At 72.1% G+C, this 26,058-nt stretch carries 22 protein-coding genes; 16 read left to right on the top strand and 6 right to left on the bottom strand.

Translation table 11 applies throughout. From position 1 onward, the window contains the following. Window positions 1-48 precede the first annotated feature (48 nt). The 3 genes from acnA to ACIA77_RS27040 are packed head-to-tail and all read left to right on the top strand — an operon-like array spanning window position 49 to window position 5,754. The gene (acnA, locus tag ACIA77_RS27050) at window positions 49-2,697 is read left to right on the top strand and encodes an aconitate hydratase AcnA (protein ID WP_395888779.1); all 2,649 of its coding nucleotides are present in this window, start codon (window positions 49-51) and stop codon (window positions 2,695-2,697) included. Next, window positions 2,690-3,424, top strand: coding sequence for an MBL fold metallo-hydrolase (locus tag ACIA77_RS27045; protein ID WP_395888778.1), 735 nt, complete (start codon window positions 2,690-2,692; stop codon window positions 3,422-3,424). Before acnA ends, ACIA77_RS27045 begins: the two co-directional genes overlap by 8 nt. 32 nt (window positions 3,425-3,456) lie before the next feature. Further along, window positions 3,457-5,754 (top strand): aminotransferase class III-fold pyridoxal phosphate-dependent enzyme, encoded by a 2,298-nt coding sequence (locus ACIA77_RS27040; RefSeq protein ID WP_395888777.1) that lies wholly within the window; start codon window positions 3,457-3,459, stop codon window positions 5,752-5,754. An 83-nt stretch (window positions 5,755-5,837) separates the two neighbouring features. On the opposite strand, the gene ACIA77_RS27035 is transcribed toward ACIA77_RS27040, so the two are convergent. The 4 genes from ACIA77_RS27035 to ACIA77_RS27020 all read right to left on the bottom strand — a co-directional run bounded on the left by ACIA77_RS27035 (window position 5,838) and on the right by ACIA77_RS27020 (window position 9,922). After that, window positions 5,838-7,325 (bottom strand): serine hydrolase domain-containing protein, encoded by a 1,488-nt coding sequence (locus ACIA77_RS27035; protein ID WP_395888776.1) that lies wholly within the window; start codon window positions 7,323-7,325, stop codon window positions 5,838-5,840. A 25-nt stretch (window positions 7,326-7,350) separates the two neighbouring features. Then, window positions 7,351-8,133, bottom strand: coding sequence for an amino acid ABC transporter ATP-binding protein (locus ACIA77_RS27030; protein ID WP_395888775.1), 783 nt, complete (start codon window positions 8,131-8,133; stop codon window positions 7,351-7,353). Window positions 8,134-8,135: 2 nt separating this feature from the next. Further along, complete coding sequence (locus ACIA77_RS27025) at window positions 8,136-8,915, bottom strand: amino acid ABC transporter permease (RefSeq protein WP_395888774.1); 780 nt, start codon at window positions 8,913-8,915, stop codon at window positions 8,136-8,138. A 170-nt stretch (window positions 8,916-9,085) separates the two neighbouring features. Next, the gene (locus tag ACIA77_RS27020; RefSeq protein WP_395888773.1) at window positions 9,086-9,922 is read right to left on the bottom strand and encodes an alpha/beta hydrolase; all 837 of its coding nucleotides are present in this window, start codon (window positions 9,920-9,922) and stop codon (window positions 9,086-9,088) included. A 300-nt stretch (window positions 9,923-10,222) separates the two neighbouring features. On the opposite strand from ACIA77_RS27020, the gene ACIA77_RS27015 reads away from it, so the two are divergent. Beyond that, window positions 10,223-10,891, top strand: a complete 669-nt coding sequence (locus tag ACIA77_RS27015; RefSeq protein ID WP_395888772.1) for a GntR family transcriptional regulator — start codon at window positions 10,223-10,225, stop codon at window positions 10,889-10,891. A 15-nt stretch (window positions 10,892-10,906) separates the two neighbouring features. Here the strand turns inward: ACIA77_RS27015 and ACIA77_RS27010 are convergent, their stop codons facing one another. Then, window positions 10,907-11,836 (bottom strand): cyclase family protein, encoded by a 930-nt coding sequence (locus ACIA77_RS27010; RefSeq protein ID WP_395888771.1) that lies wholly within the window; start codon window positions 11,834-11,836, stop codon window positions 10,907-10,909. Between the two features lie 116 nt (window positions 11,837-11,952). On the opposite strand from ACIA77_RS27010, the gene ACIA77_RS27005 reads away from it, so the two are divergent. Further along, window positions 11,953-12,513: an SGNH/GDSL hydrolase family protein gene (locus ACIA77_RS27005; RefSeq protein ID WP_395888770.1), complete on the top strand. Its 561-nt coding sequence runs from the start codon at window positions 11,953-11,955 to the stop codon at window positions 12,511-12,513. 136 nt (window positions 12,514-12,649) lie between these two features. Continuing rightward, window positions 12,650-13,522 carry a substrate-binding periplasmic protein gene (locus ACIA77_RS27000; RefSeq protein WP_395888769.1) on the top strand — a complete coding sequence of 291 codons (873 nt, stop codon included), beginning with the start codon at window positions 12,650-12,652 and terminating at the stop codon, window positions 13,520-13,522. Window positions 13,523-13,651: 129 nt separating this feature from the next. Here ACIA77_RS27000 and ACIA77_RS26995 read toward each other — a convergent pair whose 3' ends face one another. Beyond that, on the bottom strand, window positions 13,652-14,377 hold the full coding sequence (locus tag ACIA77_RS26995; protein ID WP_395888768.1) for a hypothetical protein: 726 nt from the start codon (window positions 14,375-14,377) through the stop codon (window positions 13,652-13,654). Window positions 14,378-14,773: 396 nt separating this feature from the next. Here ACIA77_RS26995 and ACIA77_RS26990 point away from each other — a divergent pair, with 396 nt between their 5' ends. From ACIA77_RS26990 to ACIA77_RS26945, 10 genes are all read left to right on the top strand, one after another. Continuing rightward, window positions 14,774-16,009 (top strand): threonine synthase, encoded by a 1,236-nt coding sequence (locus ACIA77_RS26990; protein WP_395888767.1) that lies wholly within the window; start codon window positions 14,774-14,776, stop codon window positions 16,007-16,009. A gap of 94 nt (window positions 16,010-16,103) precedes the next feature. Further along, a complete protein-coding gene (locus tag ACIA77_RS26985) occupies window positions 16,104-17,624 on the top strand; it encodes an ABC transporter substrate-binding protein (protein ID WP_395888766.1) in 1,521 nt (506 codons plus the stop codon). 1 nt (window position 17,625) lies between these two features. Continuing rightward, window positions 17,626-18,615: an ABC transporter permease gene (locus tag ACIA77_RS26980; protein WP_395888765.1), complete on the top strand. Its 990-nt coding sequence runs from the start codon at window positions 17,626-17,628 to the stop codon at window positions 18,613-18,615. Beyond that, window positions 18,612-19,469, top strand: a complete 858-nt coding sequence (locus tag ACIA77_RS26975) for an ABC transporter permease (RefSeq protein WP_395888764.1) — start codon at window positions 18,612-18,614, stop codon at window positions 19,467-19,469. Before ACIA77_RS26980 ends, ACIA77_RS26975 begins: the two co-directional genes overlap by 4 nt. After that, on the top strand, window positions 19,466-20,242 hold the full coding sequence (locus tag ACIA77_RS26970) for an SDR family NAD(P)-dependent oxidoreductase (protein WP_395888763.1): 777 nt from the start codon (window positions 19,466-19,468) through the stop codon (window positions 20,240-20,242). The genes ACIA77_RS26975 and ACIA77_RS26970 overlap by 4 nt, the downstream gene beginning before the upstream one ends. A gap of 222 nt (window positions 20,243-20,464) precedes the next feature. Further along, window positions 20,465-21,310 (top strand): polysaccharide deacetylase family protein, encoded by an 846-nt coding sequence (locus ACIA77_RS26965; protein ID WP_395888762.1) that lies wholly within the window; start codon window positions 20,465-20,467, stop codon window positions 21,308-21,310. Continuing rightward, window positions 21,303-22,256: an ABC transporter ATP-binding protein gene (locus ACIA77_RS26960; protein WP_395888761.1), complete on the top strand. Its 954-nt coding sequence runs from the start codon at window positions 21,303-21,305 to the stop codon at window positions 22,254-22,256. The genes ACIA77_RS26965 and ACIA77_RS26960 overlap by 8 nt, the downstream gene beginning before the upstream one ends. After that, window positions 22,256-23,221 (top strand): ABC transporter ATP-binding protein, encoded by a 966-nt coding sequence (locus ACIA77_RS26955; RefSeq protein WP_395888760.1) that lies wholly within the window; start codon window positions 22,256-22,258, stop codon window positions 23,219-23,221. Before ACIA77_RS26960 ends, ACIA77_RS26955 begins: the two co-directional genes overlap by 1 nt. Then, window positions 23,218-25,398: a penicillin acylase family protein gene (locus ACIA77_RS26950; RefSeq protein WP_395888759.1), complete on the top strand. Its 2,181-nt coding sequence runs from the start codon at window positions 23,218-23,220 to the stop codon at window positions 25,396-25,398. Before ACIA77_RS26955 ends, ACIA77_RS26950 begins: the two co-directional genes overlap by 4 nt. Next, entirely contained in the window at window positions 25,395-26,051 is a 657-nt protein-coding gene (locus ACIA77_RS26945) for a GntR family transcriptional regulator (RefSeq protein WP_395888758.1), read from the top strand. The genes ACIA77_RS26950 and ACIA77_RS26945 overlap by 4 nt, the downstream gene beginning before the upstream one ends. Window positions 26,052-26,058 lie beyond the last annotated feature (7 nt).

Genomic DNA, 26,058 nt, shown 5'->3' with positions numbered 1-26,058 from the left:
CTCCCCTTCGCGGCTAATATAGCCTATAAGCTGTATGGAAGGAGCGCCTTGAGCACACAGCCGTCGTCCGGCAGCTACGCCAGCCTCGCCCACCTCGACCTGGGCGGTGAGCGCTACCGGGTGCACCGCCTCGATGCCGTACCGGGCGCCGAGCGGCTGCCCCTGAGCCACAAGATCCTGCTGGAGAACCTGCTGCGGCACGAGGACGGGCACACCGTCACCGCCGAGCACATCGCGGCCCTCGTGCACGGCGGCGCCGAGCAGGCCCACGACGTCGTCGCGTTCTCGCCGTCACGGGTGTTCCTGCACGACACCAACGGCGTGCCGGTGCTCACGGATCTCGCCGCGCTGCGCGACGCGGTCGCCGCGGCCGGTGGCGATCCCCGCAGCGTGCGCCCGCGCATCCCAAGCCACCTGACCGTCGACCACTCCGTGGCCACCGAGGTGTCCGGCCGCGCCGACGCCCTGCGCCGCAACGTCGAAATCGAGTACGCGCGCAACGCCGAGCGCTACCGCTTCCTCAAGTGGGGCGAGAAGCTCGACGGCGTGCACGTGGTGCCGCCCGGCACCGGGATCATGCACCAGATCAACCTCGAGTACCTCGCGAGCGTCGTGGAACGCCGCGACGGCTGGGCGTTCCCCGACACGTGCGCCGGTACCGATTCCCACACCACGATGGTCAACGCGCTCGGCGTGCTCGCGTGGGGAGTCGGCGGCGTCGAAGCGGAAGTCGCGTTGCTGGGCCAGCCGCTGAGCCTGCTCGTGCCGCCGGTGGTCGGCGTAGAGCTCACGGGCGAACTCGGCCCCGGCGTCACCGCGACCGACCTCGTGCTCACCGTGGTCGAAACCCTGCGCGCGCACGGGGTCGTCGGCAAGTTCGTGGAGTTCACCGGCGACGCCGTGGCGCGGATCCCGCTCGCGCACCGGGCCACGATCGCGAACATGTGCCCCGAGTTCGGGGCCACCGCGGCGATGTTCCCCGTCGACGGCGCGACGCTCGACTACCTCCGCCTCACCGGGCGCACCCCGGACCACGTGTCCACCGTCGAGGTGTACGCGAAGGAACAAGGCCTCTGGCACGATCCCGCCGCGGCCCTCCGGTACGACGAGCGCGTGCGCATCGACCTCTCCGGTGTGACGGCTTCCCTGGCCGGGCCCCGGCGCCCGCAGGACCGCGTCGCGCTGGCCGCGGTGCCCGGCAACGCGACGGCCGCCGTCGAGCGCGTGCGCGCGGCGCGCGAAGAACCCGGCCTGACCGCGAGCCCGGTGCCCGACGGCGCCGTCGCCATCGCCGCCATCACCTCGTGCACCAACACCTCCAACCCGCACGTGATGGTCGCCGCGGGCCTGCTGGCGCGCAACGCCCGCGCCCGCGGGCTGACCACGAAGCCGTGGGTGAAGACGAGCCTCGCGCCGGGGTCGAAGACCGTCACGGAGTACCTCGCGCGCGCCGGGCTGGCCGGGCCGCTGGACGAGCTCGGCTTCCAGCTCGTGGGCTACGGCTGCATGACGTGCATCGGCAACTCCGGCCCGCTGCTGCCCGACGCCGCCGCGGCCGTCGCCGACTACGGCGCGGTCGTGGCGTCCGTGCTGTCGGGCAACCGCAACTTCGACGGCCGCATCAACAACGACGTCTCGCTCAACTACCTCGCCTCTCCCCCGCTGGTCGTCGCCTACGCGCTGGCCGGATCGGTCACCCGCGACCTGACGACCGAACCGCTCGGCACCGACGCCGACGGCCGGGCCGTGCTGCTGGCCGACCTCTGGCCCGACGACGCCGAGATCGACGAGGTCGTCTCCGCGCACCTCACGCCCGAGCTGTTCCGCGAGGCCTACACCGACGTGTTCGCCGGCGACGAGCACTGGCGCGCCGTGCCGGAGTCCGGCGGGCACCACTTCGAGTGGGAACCGGACTCGACGTACCTGCGCCGCCCGCCGTTCCTCGACGCCGTGCCGGAAACCGCCGCGCCACCGCAGGATGTGCTCGGCGCGCGCACGCTGCTGGCGCTCGGCGACTCGGTGACGACCGACCACATCAGCCCCGCCGGCCGCATCCCCCGGGACAGCTGTGCCGGCCGGTACCTCACCGCGCTCGGGGAGACCGACCTCAACACCTACGCCTCGCGGCGCGGCAACTTCGAGGTGATGGTGCGCGGCGGGTTCGCCAACCCCCGGCTGGCCAACCGGCTCGCACCCGGCGCCGGCGGCGGCGTCACGCCGGACTTCACGCGCGGCGGCGAACTCGTTCCGATCCACGACGCTTCGGTCTCCTACGCCGCCGCGGGCGTGCCGTTGATCGTGCTCGCGGGCCAGGAGTACGGCACGGGCTCCTCCCGCGACTGGGCGGCCAAGACGACGGCGCTGCTGAAGGTGAAAGCCGTGCTGGCGCAGTCGTTCGAGCGGATCCACCGCGCCAACCTCGTCGCGCTCGGCGTGCTGCCGCTGCAGTTCGCCGACGGCGACGGTGCCGAATCGCTGGGCCTCGACGGCACGGAGGAGTTCGACCTCGTCGGGATCACCGACGTGGTGCGGGATCCGGCGCGGCCGCTGACCGTGCGCGTGCGCCCGGCGGACCGGCCCGCGTTCGAGTTCGCCGTGCGCGCGCGGCTCGACACCCCGCGAGAGGCCGCGTATTACGCGAACGGAGGAGTGCTGCCGTACGTCCACCGCCTGATCCTGCGAGGTGAGCTTGACTGATCCCGCGCCCGTCGTCGAGCCGCTGCTGCTCGGCTACGGCCTCGCGTCCGAGCAGGGCAGCATCGGCTTCTGCGGGGTCTACCTCGTGCAGACCCCGCGGCGGCGGATCCTGTTCGACTGCGGGCACGCGGGCCGCCGCCGCGCGCTGCTGCGGGCGCTGGCCCGCCACGGGCTCGGCACGCGGGACGTCGACACCCTGGTGCTCTCGCACGCGCACTACGACCACGTGCAGAACGCCGACCTGTTCGCCCACGCCGATGTGCTGCTGCACCCGGCCGAACGCGACTTCCCCGCCGGCGACCCGGTCAAGCCCCCGTGGACGGGCGCCATCTTCGCCGGACTGCGGGTGCTCGACGCCACCGACGGCCTCGAGCTGGCGCCGGGCGTCACCGTCACCGGCCTGCCGGGCCACACGGCGGGTTCGGTCGGCCTGACCGTCGCCACGACGACCGGCACGGCCGTGCTCACCGGCGACGCCCTGCCCTCGGCCCGCGCGCTTCGCGCCGGGCGCGCCACCACCGCGGCGGCGGGCGAAGAGGTGGCTGCCGCGTCGATCGAGCTCGTGAGGCAGCGGGCCGACGTGGTGTACCCCGGCCACGACCGGCCGTTCACGCTCGAGGCCGGGCACCCCGGCCGCTACCTCGTCCCGCGCGTGGACCTCAGCGTGCTCGCGCCCGACCCCCGCACCGAAGACCCCACCACACCAGCAGACCCAGCACCGTCCTGAGTGCGGGCCCACCGGGAAAGGAAGCCCCCAGCATGACCACCGCCACCGGCATCTTCGCCGAACCGGCACCGAAGTTCTCCGCCGAGGGCCTGGCTGCCGTGCTCGCCGAGCACTGGGCGCTCACGGACCCGCAGCTGAAACCGCTCGACAGCGAACGCGACCTCAACGTGCTCGTCGACGGCCGCTTCGTGCTCAAGATCTCCAACCCGGCCGAGGACGCCGCCGTCGTGGACATGGAGACCCGCGCGCTCGAGCACGTGCACGCCGCGGACCCCGGCCTGCCCGTGCCGGAGACGGTCGTGACCGCCTCCGGCGAGCCGGTGGCGCACCCGCGCGACGACGCCGGGCGCACCTGCCTGGCCCGGCTGATCACCCTGCTGCCCGGTTCCCCGCTCGAAGGCGGCCCGCTCGACGAGGACCTCGCGGAGCAGGTCGGAGTGGTGGCTGCGCGAGTTTCGGTTGCGCTGCAAGGGTACTTCCACGCCGCGGCCGGGCGCACGCTGCTGTGGGACATCCGCCGCGTGCCGGAGGTCGTGGCGACGGCGGTCGTCGGCGCGGGCCGGCTGGGCGAACTCGCCGAACGCGTCGCCCCGGCGCTGGCGGCGACGGCCACGCTGCCCTCAGGCGTGCAGCACGCCGACGTGACCCTCACCAACGTGCTCGCCTCGCGCGCCACCGTGACCGGTGTGATCGACTTCGGCGACATGCACCACACGGCGGCGGTCGCGGACCTCGCGGCGACGCTGACGTCGGTGCTGCGGTTCAGCGGCGGCGACGCGAACCGCTTGTGGCGGCTGACCGACGCCGTGCTGCGCGGGTACCAGCGCCACCGCGAGCTCTCGGCCGCCGAAGTCGCGGTGCTGGGCGAGCTGGTGATCGCGCGGCTGCTGACGACGCTCGCCGTGTCGGCGGCCCGGCGCGACGCGCACTCCGACAACCACCGCTACATCACGCAGTACGACACGAACAGCGAACAGGCGCTGGACCTGCTCGCGGCGCTGTCCCCGGCCGAGCTCGCGGACCGGCTCGCGCGGCTGGCCGGCACGCGCGACCTCACGAACGCGATCTCCCCGGAGGACCTGCCCGCGCGGCGCGCGGCGGCCATGGGCGGCAAGCTCTCCCCGCTGTTCTACCGGCACCCGCTCGAACTCGTGCGCGGCGAGGGCCCGTGGCTGGTCGCCCGCGACGGCGCGCGCTACCTCGACGCGTACAACAACGTCGCCGTCATCGGGCACACGCACCCGGCCGTGACGCGCGCGGTGAGCCGGCAGCTGGCCGAGCTGAACACGCATTCGCGCTACCTGCACGCGGGCATCGCCGAGCTGGCCGAGCGGATCCTCGCGACCATGCCGGAGCCGCTCGACACGATCCTGTTCACCACGTCCGGCACCGAGGCCAACGAGCTGGCCTGGCGGCTGGCCACCGAATTCACCGGCGGCGGCGCGGCCGTGATCGCGGAACACGCCTACCACGGCGCGTCGAAGTGGATGGCGGACCTGAGCTCCAACGAGTGGCCCGCCGGGTACCGGCCGGCGCACGTCGCGACCTTCGAGGCGCCGCACGGTGCCCCGGACGAGCTGACGGAAACCGTTGCCGTGGAACGGATCCGGCTGGCCGGCGAGACGCTGAGCGCCGCCGGTGAACGCCCGGCGCTGGTCCTCGCCGACTCGCAGTTCACGTCGGAGGGCATCCTCGACGCGCCGGGCGAGTTCGTCGCGGGCCTGGTCTCCGGCGCCCACGCGGCGGGGGCGCTGTTCCTCGCCGACGAGGTCCAGTCGGGTTACGGCCGCGGCGGCCCGCGGCTGTGGCGGTTCCTGCTCGCCGGTGTGACACCCGACCTCGTCACGCTCGGCAAGCCGATGGGCGCGGGTTATCCCATCGGCGCCGTCGTCACGCGCCGCGAAATCGCCGACGTGCTGGCGCGGGACTACGAGTACTTCTCCACCTTCGCCGCGACCCCGGCGGCCGCCGCGGCCGGCCACGCCGTGCTCGACGTGCTGCAGCTGACGGGCTTGCCCGCGCAGGCCGCCGCGACCGGCGAAGTGCTGCGCTCCGGGCTGCGCGAGGTGGCCGCCGGCGAACCGCTGCTGGGTGCCGTCCGCGGCACCGGCCTGCTCGCCGGCGTCGACGTCCGGTCCTCCGGCGCGACACCGTCGCGCGCGGTCACGAAGGCGCTGCTGGCCGAACTCGTCGCGCAGGGCGTGCTCGCGGGGTCCACCGGCCCGGGCGGCGACGTGCTCAAGGTGCGGCCACCCCTGGTCTGGGAGCAGCGCCACGTGACGCTGTTCCTCGACCGGCTGCGCCGCGCGCTGGCCGCGCTGCGGGACTGACCGCACCGGCCGGACAACTGAAACCGGCCGTGAGGCCCGCCGGCAGTGCGGCAGACCCCACGGCCGGGGGTTCGGGGGAAGAGCTACGCCCGCAGGAGTCCCCGGGCGGGCGGCAGGGCCGCCGGGCCCGAGTTGACGTTCGTGGCGTGCTCGACGGTGACGCCGGCGTCGTCGAACACCAGCCGCAGCCGATCGATGAACGGCGACTCCAGGTAGTGCCACGTCAGCTTCAGCACGTCGGCCGACTCCCACTCGGCGGCGGCGAGCACGGCCGCGACCGGATCCTGGTAGGAGTGGTGCAGGCGCCACCCGCTGACGCCGGTGTCCTGCCGGCGCCACGAGCCGACGCCGTGCTCGAGCGAGTGGCTGCCGAGTTCGTCCTCGACCGTCAGCCGGACCGCGGCACCGGTGACCGAGACGGCCAGCGACACCAGGCCCTGGTCGTTGGGCTCGAAGTCGTACGCCGCGGAGAAGCCGGTGCGCTGCGCGGCCGCGGACACGGCTTCGGGCTCCTGCGCGCGCCGCACCCACTCGGTCACGGCGTCCATTTCGGACTTCTGTTCCGCAGCGTCCACATCGGACTGGTCCGGGGACGGGTCGAACGCGGAGCGGAACGCCGACCGGAGCATCCCCGGCAGGTCGTGGTAGGTACCGTCGCCCATGGCGCCCAGGACGACGACCACGCCGCCGTGGCGCGGGAAGACCATGCACTCCTGGCCGAAGATACCCGAGGCGTTGTAGATGCCGTCCGCGGTGGTCCAGAACTGGTAGCCGTAGCCCTCTTCGGTGACGACGTCGGGTGCGGGCGGCACGAGCTCCTTGCCGTTCCACTCCCCGCTGATCGCGCGGCGCACGTGCAGCGCCGAGGCCTTCTGCACCCAGCCGCTGGGCAGGATGCGGTCCCCCTCCCACACGCCGTCCTGCAGGTGCAGCACGCCGAACTTCAGCAGATCGCGCGGCCGCAGCGAAAGGCCGTTGCCACCGCTGGACACCCCCTCCGGGTCGCGCTCCCACGTGTAGTCCGTGATCCCCAGCGGGTCGAACAGCCGCGGCCGCAGGTACTCGTCCACAGCCCGGCCCGACACCTCCTGCACGATCGCCGACAGCACGTGGCTCGTCGTGCTGCTGTAGGTGAAGTTGCGGCCCGGCAGCTCGACGACCGGTTCTTCGAGGAACTCCCCGACCCAGCCCGTGCGCCGCAGCCGCGTGGTCGCCCCGGACAAGCCGCGCGCGTGCCCCGTGCACATCGTCAGCAGGTCGCGCACGCGCATCCGGTCCAGGTTCGCGCTCGGGTCGGCGGGCAGGCGGCCGCGGAAGAAGCCGACGACCGGGTCGTCCAGCGACAGCAGGCCCTCCGCCTCGGCGAACCCCACGGCCGCCGACGTGAAGCTCTTGGTGGCGGAGTGGATCTTGTGCTTCAGGTCCGGTTCGTGCGGCCACTGCCACAGGTCGAGCACGGTCCGCCCGTGCCGGTGGACGAGCAGGGAGTGCACCCGCATCCCGCGCTTCGCCAGATCCTTCAGCAGGGTGTGGACGGGACGGGGGTCCAGGGCCGGTTCCTCGTGGGTCATGCTCACCGTTCTCGTCGCGATCTTCTTACAGGACTTGCGAAAGGAACGTCTGCAGCCGCGGCGTCTTCGGTTCGGTCAGCAGCTCCCGCGCCGGGCCCTCCTCCGCGATCACGCCGCTGTCCATGAACAGCACGCGGTCGGCGACCTCACGGGCGAAGTTCATCTCGTGGGTCACGACCAGCATCGTCATCCCCGAGTTCTCGGCGAGATCGCGCATCACGTCGAGCACACCCTTCACCAGCTCCGGGTCGAGCGCGGAGGTCGCTTCGTCGAACAGCATGACGTCCGGCTCCATCGCCAGCGACCGCGCGATCGCCACGCGCTGCTGCTGCCCACCCGAAAGGTGCGAGGGCCGCGCCGACGCGAGCGCGCGCAGGCCGACCTTGTCGAGCTGCTCCAGCGCGCGTTCGCGGGCTTCCTCGCGCGACATCTTGCGCACGCGCCGCAGCGCGAGCGTGATGTTGTCGAGCGCGCTCTTGTGCTGGAACAGGTTGAAGTGCTGGAACACCATGCCGGTGCGCGAGCGCACGGCGTTGAGGTCCACCTTCGGGTCGGTGATCGCCTCGCCGTGCAGGCGGATGGTGCCGGAGGTCGGCGGCGACAGCAGGTTCACGCACCGCAGCAGGGTCGACTTGCCCGACCCCGAAGCGCCGATGAGGCACACGGTCTCACCGTGCGCGACGGTCGCGCTCACGCCCTTGAGCACGTCGACCGTGCCGAACGACTTGCAGATGTCCACCAGCTCGATCGCGGGGACTTCGGTGCCCGCCCCGGTGGTTTCGGTCTGGGCCACGGTTGCCTGGTCCATTCTCACGCCCCCGCTTCGAATCCGGTCGCGCCGACGGGTACCAGCGGCTGCGGCGCGGCGCTCGGCCCGGTGCCGCCCGACGTCGGGCGCCGGCCTTCGCGCAGGCGCCGGTCGAACCAGTTCACCAGGTGCGTGAGCGGCACGGTGAACACGATGTAGACGAGGCCCGCGGCCACGAACGACGACGAGTTGTACGAGATCGCTTGCGCCTGCTGGGCGATGAAGTACAGCTCGCGCTCGCCGACGGCCAGGCCGAGCAGGTACACCAGCGAACTTTCCTTGACGGCCACGATGAACTGGTTCGCCAGCGCCGGCAGCACGTTGCGGATGCCCTGCGGCACCACGACGAGCAGCAGCGTGGTCAGGTGGCTCATGCCGAGGCTGCGGCCCGCCTCGGCCTGTCCCGGCGGCACGGCCTGGATGCCCGAGCGGAAGATCTCGGCGATGTAGGCCGCGTTGATGAGGCCGACGGCGAGGATCGCGTAGCCCATGGGCGACTGACCGAACAGGCGCACGCCCGCCGACGGCAGCCCGATGCCGATCAGGCTCACCGTCACGATCGCCGGCAGGCCGCGGAACACGTCGACGTAGATCCGGGCGGGTGCCCGCAGCCACCAGCGCGCGGAGATCAGCAGCATCGCCAGCAGCAGGCCCACGGCCAGCCCGAGGACCAGCGCGAGCGAAGCGATGATCAGCGTGTTGCGCAGTCCTTCGCCGAGCAGCGCGGGCAGCACGGCGAGGATCTGGTGGATGTCGAAGAACGAATGCAGGAAATCGCCCATGGGACCAGGTGTCCTTACCTCGGTTCGGCCGGGCCGCGGGAGACGGTGCGGCCCCGGCTTCCGCGGCCGGTGAGCAGCACCGAATCGCGGTGGGTCTTATAGACTATAAGTATGGCGTGGCGCTCACTGTAGCAGGTTCGACAGGACAGTCAACGGCTGAAATGCCTGTTTCAGCTGGTCCCTCCGGCCAGCAGCCCGGCGACGAAGTCCTGCACCACGGGGATGACCTGGCTGCCCTTGTGCGCGACGCCCGGCACCACGTCGAACCGCACCGGGATCCCGTTGCGCTCGAAGCTCGCCCGCAGCGTCTCGAGCCGCTCGATCCGCGTGCGGCCGGTCTTCTCCACGCCGTCCATCCAGTTCGGGCCGCCGGCGTTGTTGATCTCCCAGGTCTCCACGTCCTCGGAGCCCACGAGCATCTGCACCGGCACTCGCCGCAGCGCGTCGAGGTCCACGTCGATGCCGAACTTCTCCTTGAACCCGCCCGTGCCGAGCCACCACGGCAGCGAGTCGTCCAGCTGCGTGATGCGCCCCGGCGCGCCGATCGAGACGCCGGCCAGCCGGTCGGGGTGGGCGTAGCAGAAGCGGTGCGCGAACTGACCGCCGCCCGAGAAGCCGTGGAGGATGAACTTCGCGGTCTCGGTGGCGAACTCCTCGCCGACCTCCTCGACCATGTGCAGCAGCTCTTCGTCGAACCGGATCCCCTGGTACTCCAGGAACTTGAAGCTGTGCAGCTCGCGCCGCTCGACGATCCCGGCCGGGAACAACGGCGTGAGGATCACGCAGCGGTGCAGTTCGGCGAACTCCGCCCACTGGTTGCGGTAGAGCTCGGCGGAGCGCCCCGTGCCGTGCTGCACGACGACGAGCGGCAACGGCGCGGCGTCGGGCGTGTGGTCCTTCGGCACGTACAGCCCGTAGGACAGCCGCTGGTCGTGGCGGGACGCGAAGAACGGCGTCCCGCCGACGAAGTGGGCACCCTGCGAATCGGGTTCGGTCGTGGTGGTCATGGTGCCGGGACTCCTCGGTCGATCGATGGGGACGGAAACGGAGGACTTCGCGAGCAGAGAATATAAGCTATAGAATCACCGGATGAGCTCCGCGAACCCGCCGGGGGCTCCGGCCCGGCGCGCCCGGCCGGTCGTCCGGGCGCGACAGGATGCAGCCCGCAGGCCACAGCTTGCCCGCGTGCCGGGCCCGCGCTCGGTATCCTGGCGCATTGCCCGTTCCGAGCGCGGTTCCCGAACACCGGTCCGCCGGTCCGATCCCCCAGCCGTCCGGGCGCCAGCCCGCGAGAGATTGTCAGGTCGATGAGCGTCAACCCCCGCCCAGCCCTCACGAAGAACGCGTACGTCTACGAGGAGCTGCGCCGGCGCATCCTGGCCGGCGAGCTGGTCCAGGGCCAGTCCATCTCCCAGGAACAGCTCGCGGCGGAGCTCGGCGTGAGCACCACTCCCCTGCGCGAGGCGCTGCGGCGACTGGACGCCGAGGGGCTCGTCACGATCGACGCGCACCGCGACGCACGCGTGAGCCGGCTCAACGCCGAGGAGGCCCGCAGCCTGTTCGAGGTCCGGGAACGGCTCGACCCGCTGGCCACCAAGCTCGCCGCCGCACGGCGGACCGACGCCGACATCGCGGCGATCGGGTCGGCGCTCAAGGACCTCGAGCCGCTGAGCACGTCCACCGGCTTCGAGTCGCTGCTCGTGCACCGCGCGTTCCACCGCAGCATCTACACGGCCTCGCACAACCCGCTGCTGATGACGCTGCTGGAAGGCCTGTGGGACAAGGCCGACCGCTACCGGCTGATCGGGCTGCAGTCCAAGCCGGACTCCCCGCAGGACCAGGAACGCGTGCGGCGCGAGCACATCGAGATCGCCGAGGCCGTGATCGCGGGCGACGCGCGCACGGCCGAGCGGGCGATGAAGAAGCACGTGCAGGGCAGCCTCGGGCGCCGGGCGATCGCCGCACTGGACGCCTGAGCGCCCCCGCGCCGGTCACAGGAGCGCCAACGGGTTGACCGGCGACCCCGTCCCGCCCTCGACCACGAGCGGCGCGAGCACGAAGAGGAACTCGTGACGACCTTCCTGGGCACACGCGGCGACGAGCGGTTCCAGCTCGCAGTTGTCCACCAGGGCGAGGCCGTAGGCGAAGATCGCGCCGTGCACGGTCCACGGCACGCCGCCGTCGTTCGGGGCGCGGTCGAGCATGTCCCAGGCCAGCACCGCGCAGTCGTGGTCGCGCAGGAAGGCCAGGCACGACGCGTGCAGGCCCGGCCGCGTGGCTTCGGTGCCCCACGCGGGGTTCTCGCGGTCCCACGCGTCGCGTCCGGAGTGGACGACCAGCGCGTCGCCGGGCCCGACGCGCACGCCCTGCGCCTTCGCGACGGCCTCGAGTTCGTCGCCGTGCACCGGCCGGTCCAGCGTCACGTAGGGCTCGCCGCGGAAGGCCGGCACGTCGAGCAGCACACCGCGGGTGACGATGCCCTCGCGCCAGTGGTCGACCGACCCCCAGCGGCTGCCGCGCGAAGTCAGCTCGGCGTCGGGGTCCCGGCCCTGCCACAGGCCGCGCTCGTCCCAGACGTGGCAGAGCGCGTCGACGTGGGTGGAGGCGACGCCGTGGTACTCGATGCCGTAGTAGTCGCCCGAAATGCCGCCGGTGCCCCGTGGTGTCTTGGTCGTGTAGTGCGAAGCCGGGCGCGGGTTGTTCTCGTGCGGCCGCGTCGGGAACGGGCGGCTCAGCGAGACCGGCCGGCCGCTGCGCACCAGCCCCGCGGCCTCGACGCGCTTGGCGCCGGTGATGAGGTTGACGGCGCCGACCTGGTCTTCTTCACCCCAGCGGCCCCAGTTGCTGCGGCCGTGGAGCTGCCGATCGACCTCGGCGCGAGTCCAGTCGCGCACCGCGGCAGGCGCTTCGCGCTCGGCCACGCCGGCACCCGCCTTTCCGTACGTCCTTTGTGGACGCCCTTCCGCAGGGCATCCCAGTGTTGGTATTTTCTAAGCGACAAGTACCAACTTGTCAACCGCGCGAAAGGTGGCCACCGGTGAAGAAGATCGTCCTGTTCGGCGACAGCATGCTGGGCCGGTTCACGAAACCGCGCATCGACCAGCTCGAAGCCGAGGCCGGCGACGTCGTGGTGTTCAACTGCGCCGCGGGCGGCTGGAAGAGCGACGACGGGGCCCGGCGCGCCGCCGGCATCGCGCTCATCGAACCCGACGTGGTGGTGCTGTCGTTCGGCGCGAACGACTGCGCCCCGGACCGGCTCGTCGAGCTCCCGGCGTACGAGAAGAACATGCGCGTGATCGCCGAGGCGTTCGCGCCGGCCGCGCTCGTCGCCTTCCTGCCGCCGGCCATCGAGGAGATCGACGGGATCGGCAAACGCGGCCGGACCAACGCCGTGCTCGACACCTACCGCGGCGTGCTGCGCGGGCTCGTTTCGGCGCCGAACGCGGTCGACACCGACGCGGCGCTGGCGCCGCTGATCGCGCGCGGCGAGCCGGTCCACGAGGACGGCCTGCACCTCACCGGCGACGCGTACCGGCTCGTGATCTCGGCGCTGGCCGAGCGCATCGCCGCTGTCACGGCAGGCTCCGACCTGCGCTGATCCACTTCAGCTTTCGGGAATTCCGTCGTTGACGCTACAGAGTCTTATAGCCTATAGTTCCGCTCCACCGTCGATGTGCTCCCCGTTTCCCCAGAGCTGTTCCCGTTCCCTCCCCCGGTCCCGCCCAAGGAGACCCATGTACCGACTCCCCTTCCGACGCCTGCTGGGTGTCCTCGGCATCGCCGCGCTGTCCGCGGCCACGGTCACCGCGTGCGGTGGCGGCGACTCCTCCGCCGGCGCCGACGACTACGGCCTCGCGCAGCCCGGCACGATCACCGCGGCGGTCACGGCGGGCGACTACCCGTTCGTCTCCCCCGACGCCAGCGGCAAGCCCGTCGGCATGCTCGTCGACCTGAACAACCTCATCGCCGACCGCATGCACCTCAAGATCGTCTACAAGACCACTACCGTCGCGGCCGGGCTGCCGGGCCTCACGAGCGGCCAGTACGACATGATGTCGGTCGGCCTGGTGGCGAGCGCCGAGCGCAAGAAGAGCGTGGCGTTCACGAAGGCGATCTTCTGGGGCCAGAACGTGGTCGTGGTGCCGGCGAACTCGACGGTGAAGGCCATCGGCGACCTCACGGGCAAGCGGGTCGGCGCGGGCGCGAACAGCACCCAGGAGGACTTCGCGAAGAAGAAGCTGTCGAACGCGCAGCTCGTGTCCGAGGCCACCGACGGCGCGGGCGTGAACCAGATCCTCGCGGGCAACCTCGACGCGATGGTGCTGGGCTCGACGCACGTCGGCCAGATCTTCAAGGAACACCCCGGGGCGCTGAAGGTCGCGATCACCTCGCCGCAGGACCAGCCGGGCGCGGAGGCGGTCAACAAGAAGCTGACCAAGTTCCTCGACGCCTACAACAAGGAACTCACCGATCTCGCCAACGACGGCACGTTCCTGAAGCTGTACCAGAAGTACTTCCCGGACCTGCCCTACCCGACGCAGATGTACCAGTTCTGGCCGTCCATCAAGGACCAGATCGAGAAGCAGGGCGGCAAGCCGACCCCGTAGCCGGACGGGGTTTCCCGCTCGCGCCGCAGGTCGTTCCCGCGGTGCGCGGCGCGAGCGGAGACGGACGAGGGGTTTCCCGCCGGCAGTGGCGGGAAACCCCTTGTCGCGTCAGGGGGTGCGGCACCGGCCTCAGCAGGTGACGGACACCTTGGCCCCGGACTTGAAGGACACGTGCACGTGGTCGAAGTGGTTCGCGGTGGGGCTGCCGCGATCCTCCATGGCCGTCCAGCCGCTGCCCAGGTTGATGCGCTGGCGCCAGATCACGTACGTGACACCGAACTGGCTCTGGTGCGCCAGCACGTAGTCGGCGAGCGCGTTGCCGGTCGCGGTGTCGACCATGAAGTCGAGCGCGAGGCCCGCGGGGTGGTCGCTCGTGCCGGAGCGCCCGGCGCGCCCGCCCACGGAACCCACCTTGAACTTGGTGAGGATGTGGTTGCCCACCTGGGCGGCGTTGGGCTGCGCACCGGCCAGGGTGGACGAACAGGCTTTGCCTGCGGACAGCGTCTGCTGCGCGGTCACCGGAGCCGGGGGCTTGGTCTTCGGGACCGGCTTCTTCGTCGGCGTCGACGGTTTCAGGGTCGGCTTCTCGGCCGGTGTCGACGTGCTCGGGGTCGTCGGCGTTGTCGGGGTTGTGCTCGGGGTCGTCAGGGTCGTGGGCGTCGTGGGCACCGTCGAGCTCGTCGGAGTGGAGCTCGTCGGCGTGCTGAGCGCCAGGCGGTCGGCGGCGGCGACGGGTTCGCCGCCCGGAGTGCCGCCGATCAGCCACCCGACCGTCGCCAGGCCGAGGGCGGCGAGCACGCCGACCACGACGGGCAACCGCCACGACAGCGACCGGAGGCGATGTCGTCCGGACATCCTTGTCTGCACCATTTTCTTCGCTCGGGGAACGGACGCCGCGAATTCGGGGGATACGGTGTCCGCAAAGCCCGTCCGACATTACGAATCGGACACGGCGATGTCACGGCCGAGTGATTGTCGGCACAGATCAACACCGATCTCCAGTGGTCAGCACCTCTCCGAGGTTCCGGCTAGCCGCCATTGACACACGGCAGGCGACATTTTCCGCCGGTGTCGATCACTTTCCGCGAACCCGCCGTCACGCCTTTTCCGCACCGTTTCCGATGGTCACCACCACCCGCTCGACCGAAGCCGATGTTGCTTCGGAACCGATACCGATGGGTGGTCCCGGTTGACGTGGGACCGTTTTGGATCCAAACTTCCCCGCAACCTGACCCGACCACTGGAGGCGGTATGTCGTTCTCGTTCCTGTCCCATCTGGAGTGCTCCCGCACCGGCGAGCGGTACGAGGCCGACCAGGTGGCGGGCACGTCGGCCGCGGGGGCGCCCCTGCTCGCGCGGTACGACCTGGAGCGGGTGCGGGAGACCGTGACGCGCGAGGACCTCGCCGCCCGCGAGCCCAGCCTGTGGCGCTACCACGAGGTGCTGCCCGTGCGCTCGCCCGAACACGTCGTGAGCCTCGGCGAAGGCCTGACCCCCCTGCTGCCGCTGCCGAACCAGGGCAAGCAGTCCGGCGTGCCGAAGCTGCTGATGAAGGACGAGGGCCTCGTGCCCACCGGGTCGTTCAAGGCGCGCGGCGCGGCCGTGGGCGTGTCGCGCGCGGCCGAGCTCGGCGTGCGCGGCGTGGCGATGCCGACCAACGGCAACGCCGGCGCGGCCTGGGCCCTCTACGCCGCCCGCGCCGGGCTCGACAGCCTGATCGCGATGCCCGCCGACGCGCCCGCGATCACCATGAAGGAGTGCCTCGCCGCCGGCGCCGAGCTCTACCGCGTCGACGGGCTGATCGGCGACGCGGGCAAGCTCGTCGGCGCCGCCGTCGCCGAGCGCGGCGGCTACCAGGACGTGTCGACGCTCAAGGAGCCCTACCGGCTCGAGGGCAAGAAGACGATGGGTTACGAGATCGTCGAGCAGCTCGGCTGGCGGGTGCCCGACGTGATCCTCTACCCGACCGGCGGCGGTGTCGGCATCATCGGCATCTACAAGGCCCTGCTCGAGATGCGGGAGCTGGGCTGGATCTCCGGCGACCTGCCGCGCCTGGTCGCGGTGCAGGCCACGGGCTGCGCGCCGATCGTCGAAGCGTTCAAGGCCGGTGCCGCCGAGAGCACGATGTTCCCGGACGCCCACACCGTCGCGTTCGGGATCACGGTACCCAAGGCGCTCGGCGACTTCCTCGTCCTCGACGCGGTCCGCGCGACCGAGGGCACCGCGATCGCCGTGACCGACGACGAGCTCCTCGCCGCGCAGCGCCGCCTGGCCGCGCTCGAGGGCGCGTTCATCTGCCCCGAGGGCGCGGCCTGCTTCGCCGCGCTCGACCAGCTGCGGGAATCCGGCTGGGTGAGCGAGGACGACGAGGTCGTCGTCCTCAACACCGGTGCCGGCATCAAGTACCCCGAGACGATCGAGGTCGACGCCCCGCTGCTGGCCAAGACCGGCGCCATCCCGCCCCGCGGCGTGTTGCGGGCGGATTAACTCCTCGCGCAGGCCTTTGCCCTCCCGATTGGATCTGATCTGATGTCCCCACCCCAGGCTCCACCTCAGCCCCCGAACTGACAGGGACCAGCCCATGAACCGACGACGTTTCCGTGCGGCCCTGCTCCTAGCCACGGCGCTCGCCCTGGGTACCGCCTCGTGCGGCATCCAGCCGGCGAGCGCCGGGCGCGGCCCCGACACCATCACGATCGACACCGCGAACTACCCGTCCACCCTGGACCCCGGCAAGCAGTACGACACCGACACGTACTCGGTGTACCGCAACATCTTCGACCAGCTGCTGCGCCGGAACCCGAAGACCAACGCGATCGTGCCGTGGCTCGCCACCGCGTGGCACCAGACCGATCCGCGGACCTGGCGCTTCACGATGCGCCCCGGCGTGACCTTCAGCGACGGCAGCCCGCTGACGGCCGAGGACGCGGCGTTCTCGATCAGCCGGATCTTCGACAAGAAGTTCGGCAGCCAGCAGTACGCGAACTTCTCCGTGATCGACAAGGCGAGCGCCGACGGCAGCGACCTCGTGGTGCACACCTCCGTGCCCTCCCCCACACTGCTGAGCTACCTGACCACGCTGTCCGTGGTGCCGAAGGCCTACGTGCAGCGCGTCGGGGCCAAGCAGTTCGCCGTGAAGCCGGTCGGGTCCGGCCCGTACGTGCTGCAGTCGGCGACGGCCGGGTCAGAAGTGGTCCTCAAGGCCAACCCGAAGTGGTGGGGCCCGCAGCCGCAGATCCGCACCGCCGTGTTCCGCGCGGTGCCCAACGTGGCCAGCCGCGTGGCCGACCTGCAATCGCGCAAGGTCGACCTCGCGACGACGCTGACGCCGGACGCCGCCGACCAGATCCGCCGCGACCCCACGCTGCAGATCCTGTCGACGCCTACCGAACGCGTGGCTTACCTGGCGTACAACACGATCAAGGGCGGCGCGACGAACGACCCGCGCGTGCGCAAGGCCATCGCCGAGGCGATCGACTACAACGCCATCATCCAGAACCTGGAACGCGGGTACGCCGAGCCGATCAACTCGATGGCCACCCCGCTCGCCTTCGGCTACGACAAGTCGTTGCCGGACAACCGGCACGACGCCGAGGACGCGAAGAAGCTGTTGCAAGAGGCCCACGCGGTGGGCGCGAAACTCGTGATGGCGACCTCGCCGTCATTCGACCCGCAGGTGGTGCAGGCGATCCAGGCCGATCTCGGCGCGGTGGGGCTGCAGGTGGAGATCCAGAACAGCGACCAGGCCACGTACCTGAAGAAGGTGCAGGACCCCTCACACGACTGGGGGTCCATCCGGTTCGGCAAGTGGTCGTGTTCGTGCCTCGACTCCGACGGCGTAATCTACCCGCTCTTCCACACCGGTGAGATCTGGAGTTCCTACAGCAACCCGGACTTCGACAAGATCGTGGAGCAGGCGCGCGAGACGACCGACTCGGCCAAGCGGAGCGAGCTCTACCGCTCGGCGTTCGAACTGCTCAACCGCGACCTGCCGGGGATCGGCCTGTTCCAGTCCTACGCCGTGTACGGCGCGAACTCGCGTCTGAAGTGGACACCCGACGCGTCGGAAAGCCTGTTCCTCGACCAGATGAAGGTGAGCTGACATGACGGCGATCGCGGTGTCCGCCCGCCCGCGGCGGACGAGGAGCGTGCCGGCGACCCCCCGGTACGTCGCCGGCCGGCTCGGGCAGGCCGTGCTCGCGCTGTTCGGCGTGACCACCATCGTGTTCTTCGCGTTGCGCCTGTCGGGCGACCCGGCCCGGCTGCTGGTGCCCGAGGGCGCCACGGGGGCCGACATCGAGCGCGTGCGCGAACAGCTCGGCCTGAGCGATTCCCTGTGGCACCAGTACGTCTCGTTCCTCGGCAACGCGGTGCGCGGCGACCTGGGCTACTCCTACGTGCAGAACCGGCCGGCCACGGCGCTCATCGCCGAACGGCTGCCCTACACGGCGAACCTGGCCGTGGCGGCGCTGATCCTGTCCGTGGTGTTCGGGGTGACGATCGGCGTGATCACGGCGCTGCGCCGCGGCCGGTGGCAGGAGCGGGTGCTGATGCCGATCGTCCTCATCGGACAGGCGATGCCCGCGTTCTGGACCGGGCTGCTGCTCGTGCTGGTGTTCTCGGTGGCCCTGCGCTGGCTGCCTTCGACCGGCTACGACGGGCCGCTGTCGCTCGTGCTGCCCGCCGTCACGCTCGCGTCGCTGTCCGCGGCGGCGATCGCCCGCGTGACGCGCGGCGCGGTGCTCGAACAGCTGTCGCAGGACTACGTGCGCACGGCGCGGGCCAAGGGCGCGAGCACGACGCGGCTGGTACTGCGCCACCTCGCGCGCAACAGCGCGATCCCGGTGCTCACCGTCGCCGCGCTGGAGCTGGCGAACCTGCTCGGCGGCGCGGTGGTGACCGAGGTGATCTTCGCGTGGCCCGGCATCGGGCAGCTGACGATCCAGTCGGTCTCGGCCCGCGATTTCCCCGTGGTGCAGGCGATCGTGCTGTTCGCGTCCACTGTGTACATCGTGGTGAACCTGGCGACCGATCTACTCTACGGCGTGCTCGACCGGCGCGTGACCGCCGGCGGCCGGGGAGGTGCGGCGTGAAGCGGCTCGTGATCCCTTCGGTGGTGCTGCTCGTCTACGTGCTGGCGGCGGTGTTCGCACCGCTCCTCGCACCGTTCGACCCGAACAAGGTGACGCTCGCGCAGCGGCTGCTGCCCCCGGGCGCGCACCACTGGCTCGGCACCGACGCGCTCGGGCGCGACGTGCTTTCGCGCGTCATCTACGGCACGCAGGTGTCGCTGCTCGTGGCGATCGGCGCGGTCGTCATCGGCGGCGTGGTCGGCGTGGCGCTCGGCGTCATCGCCGGGTGGCGCGGCGGCTGGCTCGGCGCGGTGATCATGCGGGTGGTCGACATCGTGCTGTCGGTACCGTTCTTCCTGCTCGCGATCCTCGTCGTGGCGGTGCTCGGGCCGAGCCTGCTCAACGTCGTGGTGTGCCTCGCGCTCGTGCGCTGGCCGCGCTACGCCCGCGTCGCGCACTCCGCGACGCTGCAGGCCCGCGGCCGCGGGTTCGTCCGCGCGGCCACGGCGACCGGCGCACCGGCGTGGTGGATCGTGCTGCGGCACGTGCTGCCGGAGGTCCTCCCGGTGTCCATCGTGGTCGGCACGCTGGAGCTGGGCCTGATGGTGATCTACGAGGCGTCGCTGTCGTTCCTCGGCCTCGGTGTGCAGCCGCCCACCGCGTCGTGGGGCTCGATCCTCTCCGACGGCCAGCAGTACATCGCGTCGGCCTGGTGGCTCGCGACCTTCCCGGGCATCGCGCTGTTCCTGCTCGTGCTGGCCGTGAACCTGCTGGGCGACGCCGCCCGCGACCGGCTGGACCCGGCGAAACGCGCCGAGCTGCCGCGCCCGCGGCTCCTGCGGCGCACGACACGGATGGCGAGGCAGACCGCATGATCCCCGACTACCGAGGTGAGTTCACCGGCAAGCGCGTGGTCGTCACCGGCGCCGCCGGGCTGATCGGCACGTGGACGGCCGAGGCGTTCCGCGACCAGGGCGCCGAGCTGCTGCTGTCGGACAACCGGGAGGAACCACTGCAGGAGCTGGCCGGGCGGCTCGGCGCGCACACCGCCGTGGCCGACCTGGACACCGGCGCCGGCGTCGACGGGCTGATCGCGGCGATCGACGAACGCTGGGACACGGCCGACATCCTGGTCAACAACGCCGGGGTCTACCCGCGCACCCCCGTCGCGACGACCGACCGCGCGACCGTGGAGGCCATCTTCGCGATCAACGTGCTGGCGCCGTACCAGCTGGCGCGCCACGTGATCGGCACGATGACCCGCACCGGCACCCCCGGCTGCATCGTCAACCTCTCCTCCGGTGCGGCGAAACGCCCCACCCGCACCGGCGGCGTGTACTCCGCCAGCAAGGCGGCGCTGGAGATGCTCACGCGCTCGCTCGCGCTCGAGACCGGCGAGGCCGGGATCCGCGTGAACAGCGTGGGCCCGGGTTTCGCGCCCGGCAGCGAGGTGAGCGAGCTGCCCGAGGAGCACGTCGCGAAGATGCGGCGCGCGATCCCGCTGGGCCGCACGTCCGGGCCGGGCGACGCGCCGTCGGCGATCCTGTGGCTGTGCTCCAGCGCCGCGTCGTTCGTCACCGGCACCACGCTCGACGTCGACGGCGGCCGCACCGCCGGCGACTTCACCCCGTCGGGAGGCAAGCCGTGACCCACCCCTGGCCCGGCGGCGCCCGCGCGGCCGTCTGCTTCACGCTCGACTTCGATCGGTGTTACAGCCCCGCACCGTCCCCGACCGCCACACCCGCGGGAGGCAAGCCGTGACCCACCCCTGGCCCAGCGGCGCCCGCGCGGCCGTCTGCTTCACGCTCGACTTCGATCGGTGTTACAGCCCCGCACCGTCCCCGACCGCCACACCCGCGGGAGGCACATCGTGACCCACCCCTGGCCCGGCGGCGCCCGCGCGGCCGTCTGCTTCACGCTCGATTTCGACGGCGAATCCCCGCACCTGTGGCGCACGCGGGCGAACCCGCCGGCGTCCGTCGGCGAGCTGGAGCAGCGGCGCTACGGTCCGCGGCGCGGGATCCGCAACCTGCTGTCCATGATGGACAACTTGAACCTGCGGGCAACGGTGTTCGTCCCCGGCTGGATCGCCGCGAAGTACCCGGAGCAGGTCGCCGAGGTGCATGCGCGGGGCCACGAGCTCGCGCTGCACGGCTGGTGCCACGAAGCACCGACCGGGCTGACGCGCGACGAGCTGCACCGGACGCTGGCGCGCGCGGCGGACACGCTCACCGGGATCTCCGGGGTGCGGCCCACCGGCTACCGCTCCCCCAGCTGGGACATGACCACCGACGTCTTCGGGGTGCTGCACGAGCTCGGGCTGACCTACGACAGCTCGCTGATGGGCGACGACCGGCCCTACGTCGTCGACGGGCTGGTCGAGGTCCCCGTGGACTGGGCCACCGACGACGCGCCCTACTACCGCTACGTCGGCGGTGATCCGCGGCCGCCCGCGACCACGCCCGAGGTGCTCTCGGGCTGGGCCGCGGAGATCGCGGCGGCGAAGAAGCTCAGCACGCTGTGCATGCTCACCGTCCACCCGTGGCTCTCGGGCCGGCCCGCCCGCGTGGCCGCGCTCGAAGAGCTGCTCGCCCCCGTCGTCGCCGATCCCGAACTGGCCACGCCGACCGCCGGCGAGCTCGCGGCGCACCACCTCAAGTACGGCGGTGGCTACACCGTCCCCCTCGAAGAGTTGGGCAGGCCCGGTCATGACTGAGCTGCTGGAAGTGCAGGACCTGAAGGTGTCCTTCGGCGCCCGGCGCGAAGCGGTGCGCGGTGTGAACCTCACCGTCGGGCGCGGCGAAACGCTGGCCGTGGTCGGGGAATCCGGCTGCGGCAAGAGCCTCACCGCGCTGTCGCTGCTCGGCCTCGCCCCCGCCGCCGCGCAGGTGTCGGGGTCGGCGACGCTCGGCGGCACAGAGCTGATCGGGCGCGGCGAGCGCGAGCTGCGGCGCATCCGCGGCGACCGCGCCGCGATGATCTTCCAGGACCCGATGAGCTCGCTGAACCCGACCACGCGCATCGGCACGCAGATCGCCGAGGTGCTTTCGATCCACACGCCGATGCGGCGCGCGGCGCGCTTGCGCCACGCCGTGGAGCTCATGGAGTCCGTCGGGATCACCGACGCGGCGGCCCGGGCGCGGCAGATGCCGCACGAGCTCTCCGGCGGCATGCGCCAGCGCGTGATGATCTCGATCGCGCTGGCCGGTAGTCCCGAACTGCTGATCGCCGACGAGCCGACGACGGCGCTCGACGTGACGGTGCAGGCCCAGGTGCTGGCGCTGCTGCGCGAACGCACCCGGGACACCGCGCTGCTGTTCATCACGCACGACATGGGCGTGGTCGCCGAGATCGCCGACCGCGTGGCCGTGATGTACGCGGGCAAGGTCGTCGAGACCGGCACCGTGCGCGAGGTCCTCGAAACCCCGCGCCACCCCTACACCGCGGCGCTGCTGCGCTCGGTGCCCGACCCCGACCGCCCCGTCGACGGCGAACTGCCCACCATCCCCGGGCAGGTCCCCGCCGTCGGGGCGATCATCGAGGGCTGCCCGTTCCGGCCGCGCTGCGAGCGGGCCGACGACACCTGCGCCACGGCGCCGCCGCTCGAAGACGACGTGGCGTGCTGGCACCCCCACCCCGGCTATCGAACGGAGGTCGCGTGATGTCGGATCTCGTGGTCGCGGACGGACTCGTGAAGCGCTACCCGGTGCGCGGCGGCACGGTCGCCGCCGTCGACGGGGTCAGCCTGCGGGTGGCGCGCGGGACGACGCTGGCGCTCGTCGGCGAGTCCGGCTGCGGGAAGTCCACCACCGGACGGCTGCTGCTCGCGCTCGAACGGCCGGACGAGGGCCGGGTCGAGGTCGCCGGCCGGGCCGTGCACTCGATCGGCAAGCGGGAGCTGCGCGAACTGCGGCGCACGATGCAGCCGGTGTTCCAGGACCCGTACGACTCGCTCAACGGCCGCATGACCGTGGGGCAGATCGTCGCCGAACCGCTGCGCGTGCACCGGTTCCGCGGAGATCTCGAGGCGCGGGTGCGGGAGCTGCTGGAGGCCGTGACGCTGGCGCCCGAGCTGGCGCAACGCTACCCGCACGAGCTGTCGGGCGGGCAGCGCCAGCGCGTGGCGATCGCGCGGGCCATCGCGCTCGACCCGGAGTTCCTCGTGTGCGACGAACCCGTGTCCGCTTTGGACGTCTCGGTGCAGGCGCAAGTCGTGAACCTGTTGCGGCGCTTGCAGGACGAGCGCGGCATCAGTTACCTGTTCATCAGCCACGACCTCGCGCTGGTGCGCCACCTCGCCCACCGCGTCGCCGTGATGTACCTCGGCCGGATCGTCGAGGAAGGCGACACCGAGGAGCTCTTCGCCGACCCACGCCACCCGTACACGCAGCTGCTGCTGGCAGCCGCGCCCCGGCCGCGCGTGCGCGAGCACTCCCGCGAAGACCCGGTGGAGCAGCTCGGTGAAGCGACGAGCGTGCTGACGCGCTCGGGCGGCTGCTCGTTCGCCCCGAGGTGTCCCCTCGCAACGGACCGCTGCCGCGCCGAAGACCCCGCGCTGCGCACGCTGGAGGGCACGCGCACCGCGGCGTGCCACTTCGCCGAAACCGCGCAGGTCGGCGCCGCATGATCACGAGGGACGCGTACGGGATCCCCACCATCGAGGCGGAAACCGAGGAGCAGGCGTGGTTCGAGCTCGGTCGCGCCGCCGCCGAGGACCGGCTGTGGCAGCTGGAGTACGACCGCCGCCGGGCGCGCGGCCGGTGGGCGGAGGTCGTGGGCGAACCCGCGGTGGCCGCCGACCGGCTGGCGCGCCGGCTGCGGCTGGCCGACGCCGCCGAGCGCGACCTCGCCGCGATGGACCCGCGCACGCTCGCGACGTTCGAGGCGTACGCGGCGGGGATCAACGCCCACGTCGCCGAGCACGGCACGCCCGTGGAGTACGAGCGCGGCGGGATCGGCTGGGAGGCGTGGACCCCGCGTGACTCCCTGCTGATGTTCAAGATCCGCCACGTGCTCATGGGCGTGTGGCAGTACAAGATCGCGCGGGCCGTGCTGCGCGCGAGCGCCGGCGCCGAAGCGACCGCGAAGCTGGATCCGACGCCGCTGCCCGGGATGCGTGTGACCGTGCCGCCGGGCGGGCGGGTCGACGGCGCCCGGGCCGACCTGCTCGAGCAGGCCCGGGCGGACGTCGAGGCGGCGGCCGGGCACCTGGGGTTCCTGAGCGAATCCGAGGGCGGGTCCAACGCGTGGGTGCTCGGTCCGAGCCGCACCGCGAGCGGGAAACCGTTGCTGGTCAACGACTCCCACCGCGCGCTGGACGTGCCGAACGCCTACTGGCAGGCGCACGTGCGCTGCCCGGAGTTCACGGTGTCGGGCGCGACCTTCCCCGGCCTGCCCGGCTTCCCGCACTTCGGGCACAACGGCCGCGTCGGCTGGGCGATCACCAACGCGGCGGCCGACGCGCAGGACCTGTACGTGGAGCACTTCGACGGCGAGCGCGTGCGCACGGCCGAGGGCTGGGCCCCCGCGCAGGTGCGCGACGAGGTCATCCACGTGCGCGACGGCGAAGACCGCGTCGAGCGCTGCTGGCTGACCCCGAACGGCCCCGTCGTGCACGGCGACCCCGCGAGCGGCGCCGCGCTGTCGTTGCGCTGGACCGCCACCGACGGGCCGTGCGAACAGTTCGGCGTGCTGCGGCGCATGCTGCTCGCGCCGGACGTGCGCACGCTGCTCGACGGGCAGGACGGCTGGGTCGACCCCGTCAACAACCTCGTCGCGGCCGACGTCGACGGGCACCTCGGTTACCTGTTGCGCGGGCAGCTGCCCGCCCGCGACCGGCTCGCCGCCACGCAGGTGCCGGTGCCGGGCTGGGCACCGGAGTTCGGGTGGCGCGGCCGGGTGCCGTTCACCGGGATGCCGCGCACGGAGGACCCGGCCGACGACCTGATCGTCACCTCGAACAACACGGTGACCGCCGACGTCCGGCCGTTCGTGTCGCACGCGGTCAACGACGCCTACCGCGTGGAGCGCATCCACGAACTGGCCGCGGCGACGGAGCGCGCGACCGCCGCCGACATGCGCGCGTGGCAGGGCGACACGACCTCGGTCGCGGCCCGGCGCTGGGCGGAGCTGTTCGCCGGGCGCGGCCCGTTCACCGGCGACGCCGAGCTCGCCCGGGCCGCCCTCGTGGCCGGGCGGGGCGACCTGGGCCCGGCCGGGACGACGGGGCTCGTGCACGCGTGTGTCCGCCGCGAGCTCGCGCAGCGCGTGCTCGACCAGGAGATCGGCGCCGCCGCGAGGGCGTGGCTGATGAAGTGCGGCCTGCCGGGCCTGCCCGTGGTGCTGCGCCGCTGGTTCGCGAGCCTGACCTGGCCGCGCGAGGACCGGTGGCCGGCCGCGGACCTGTCCGACGAGCTGCTCACCGACGCGCTGGCCGCGGGCTGGCGCCGGGCGCGGGAAGCCGGGTTGCGGCCGTGGGGCGAGGTGCACCGCACCGCCGCTCGGCACCCGCTGCACCCCGTGACGGGCGCGGAGTTCGACCCGCCGGCCGCCGGCATCGGCGGGGACAACGAAACGATCCAGAACGGCGCGTACGGCTGGGCGCCGGGTGGGTCGTTCGCCATCACCAACCTCTCGGTCTACCGGCAGGTGCTCGACCTGGCCGAACTCGACGCCGCCGGGTGGGTGATTCCCGGCGGGGCGTCCGGCTCGCCCGGTTCCGAGCACTATTCTGACCAGTTGACCTCGTGGCAACGGCACGAGCTCGTCCCGATGACGCCGACGACAGGAGCCCCGACGCGGTGAGTGCCCAGCCACCCGAACCGGCCAGCCTGGTCCGCACCGCGTACCGGGCGATCCGCGAAGCGGTGCTGGAACGCGAGCTGTTGCCCGGCGAGCGCGTGACCGTGCGCCCGCTCGCCGAGCGCCTCGGCATCTCCCCCACGCCCGTGAAGGCCGCGCTGGCGATCCTCGAACGCGAGGGGTTCCTGGTCGCGCGGCAGCACTCGGGCTACTTCGTGGCCGAGCTGAGCGTGGCCGACATGCGCGACATCTACGAACTGCGCTCCGCCGTGGACATCCTGGCCGCGCGGGACGTCGCCCGCGCCCGACCGGCCGAGCTGCTCGAGCGCCTCAGCGGCCTCGTCGCCGGCCAGCACGCCGCCCTCGCCGAAGGGGACGTCCCCCGCTACGCCGAGCTCGACCGCGAGTTCCACGCCCTCATCTGGCAGGGCTCCGCCAACCGCCGGCTCCTCGCGATCGCCGACCTGCTCGGCGCACAGCTCCAGCTGGGTCAGAACGTGACCATCACCGTGCCCGGCCGCCCCGAAGCCAGCCTCGGCGAGCACCAGGAGATCCTGGACGCGCTCCGCTCGGGCGACACGGCGGCCGCGGAACAGGCGACGCGCAGACACGTCGCGCAGGTGATCCGCGCGCTGGAGTCGGCACTGCCCGAATGACAGTGCC

Origin of the sequence: Amycolatopsis sp. NPDC051903 (assembly GCF_044452505.1) — a bacterium.
Classification (GTDB): domain Bacteria; phylum Actinomycetota; class Actinomycetes; order Mycobacteriales; family Pseudonocardiaceae; genus Amycolatopsis.
This window is presented reverse-complemented; position numbering and strand designations above follow the sequence as displayed.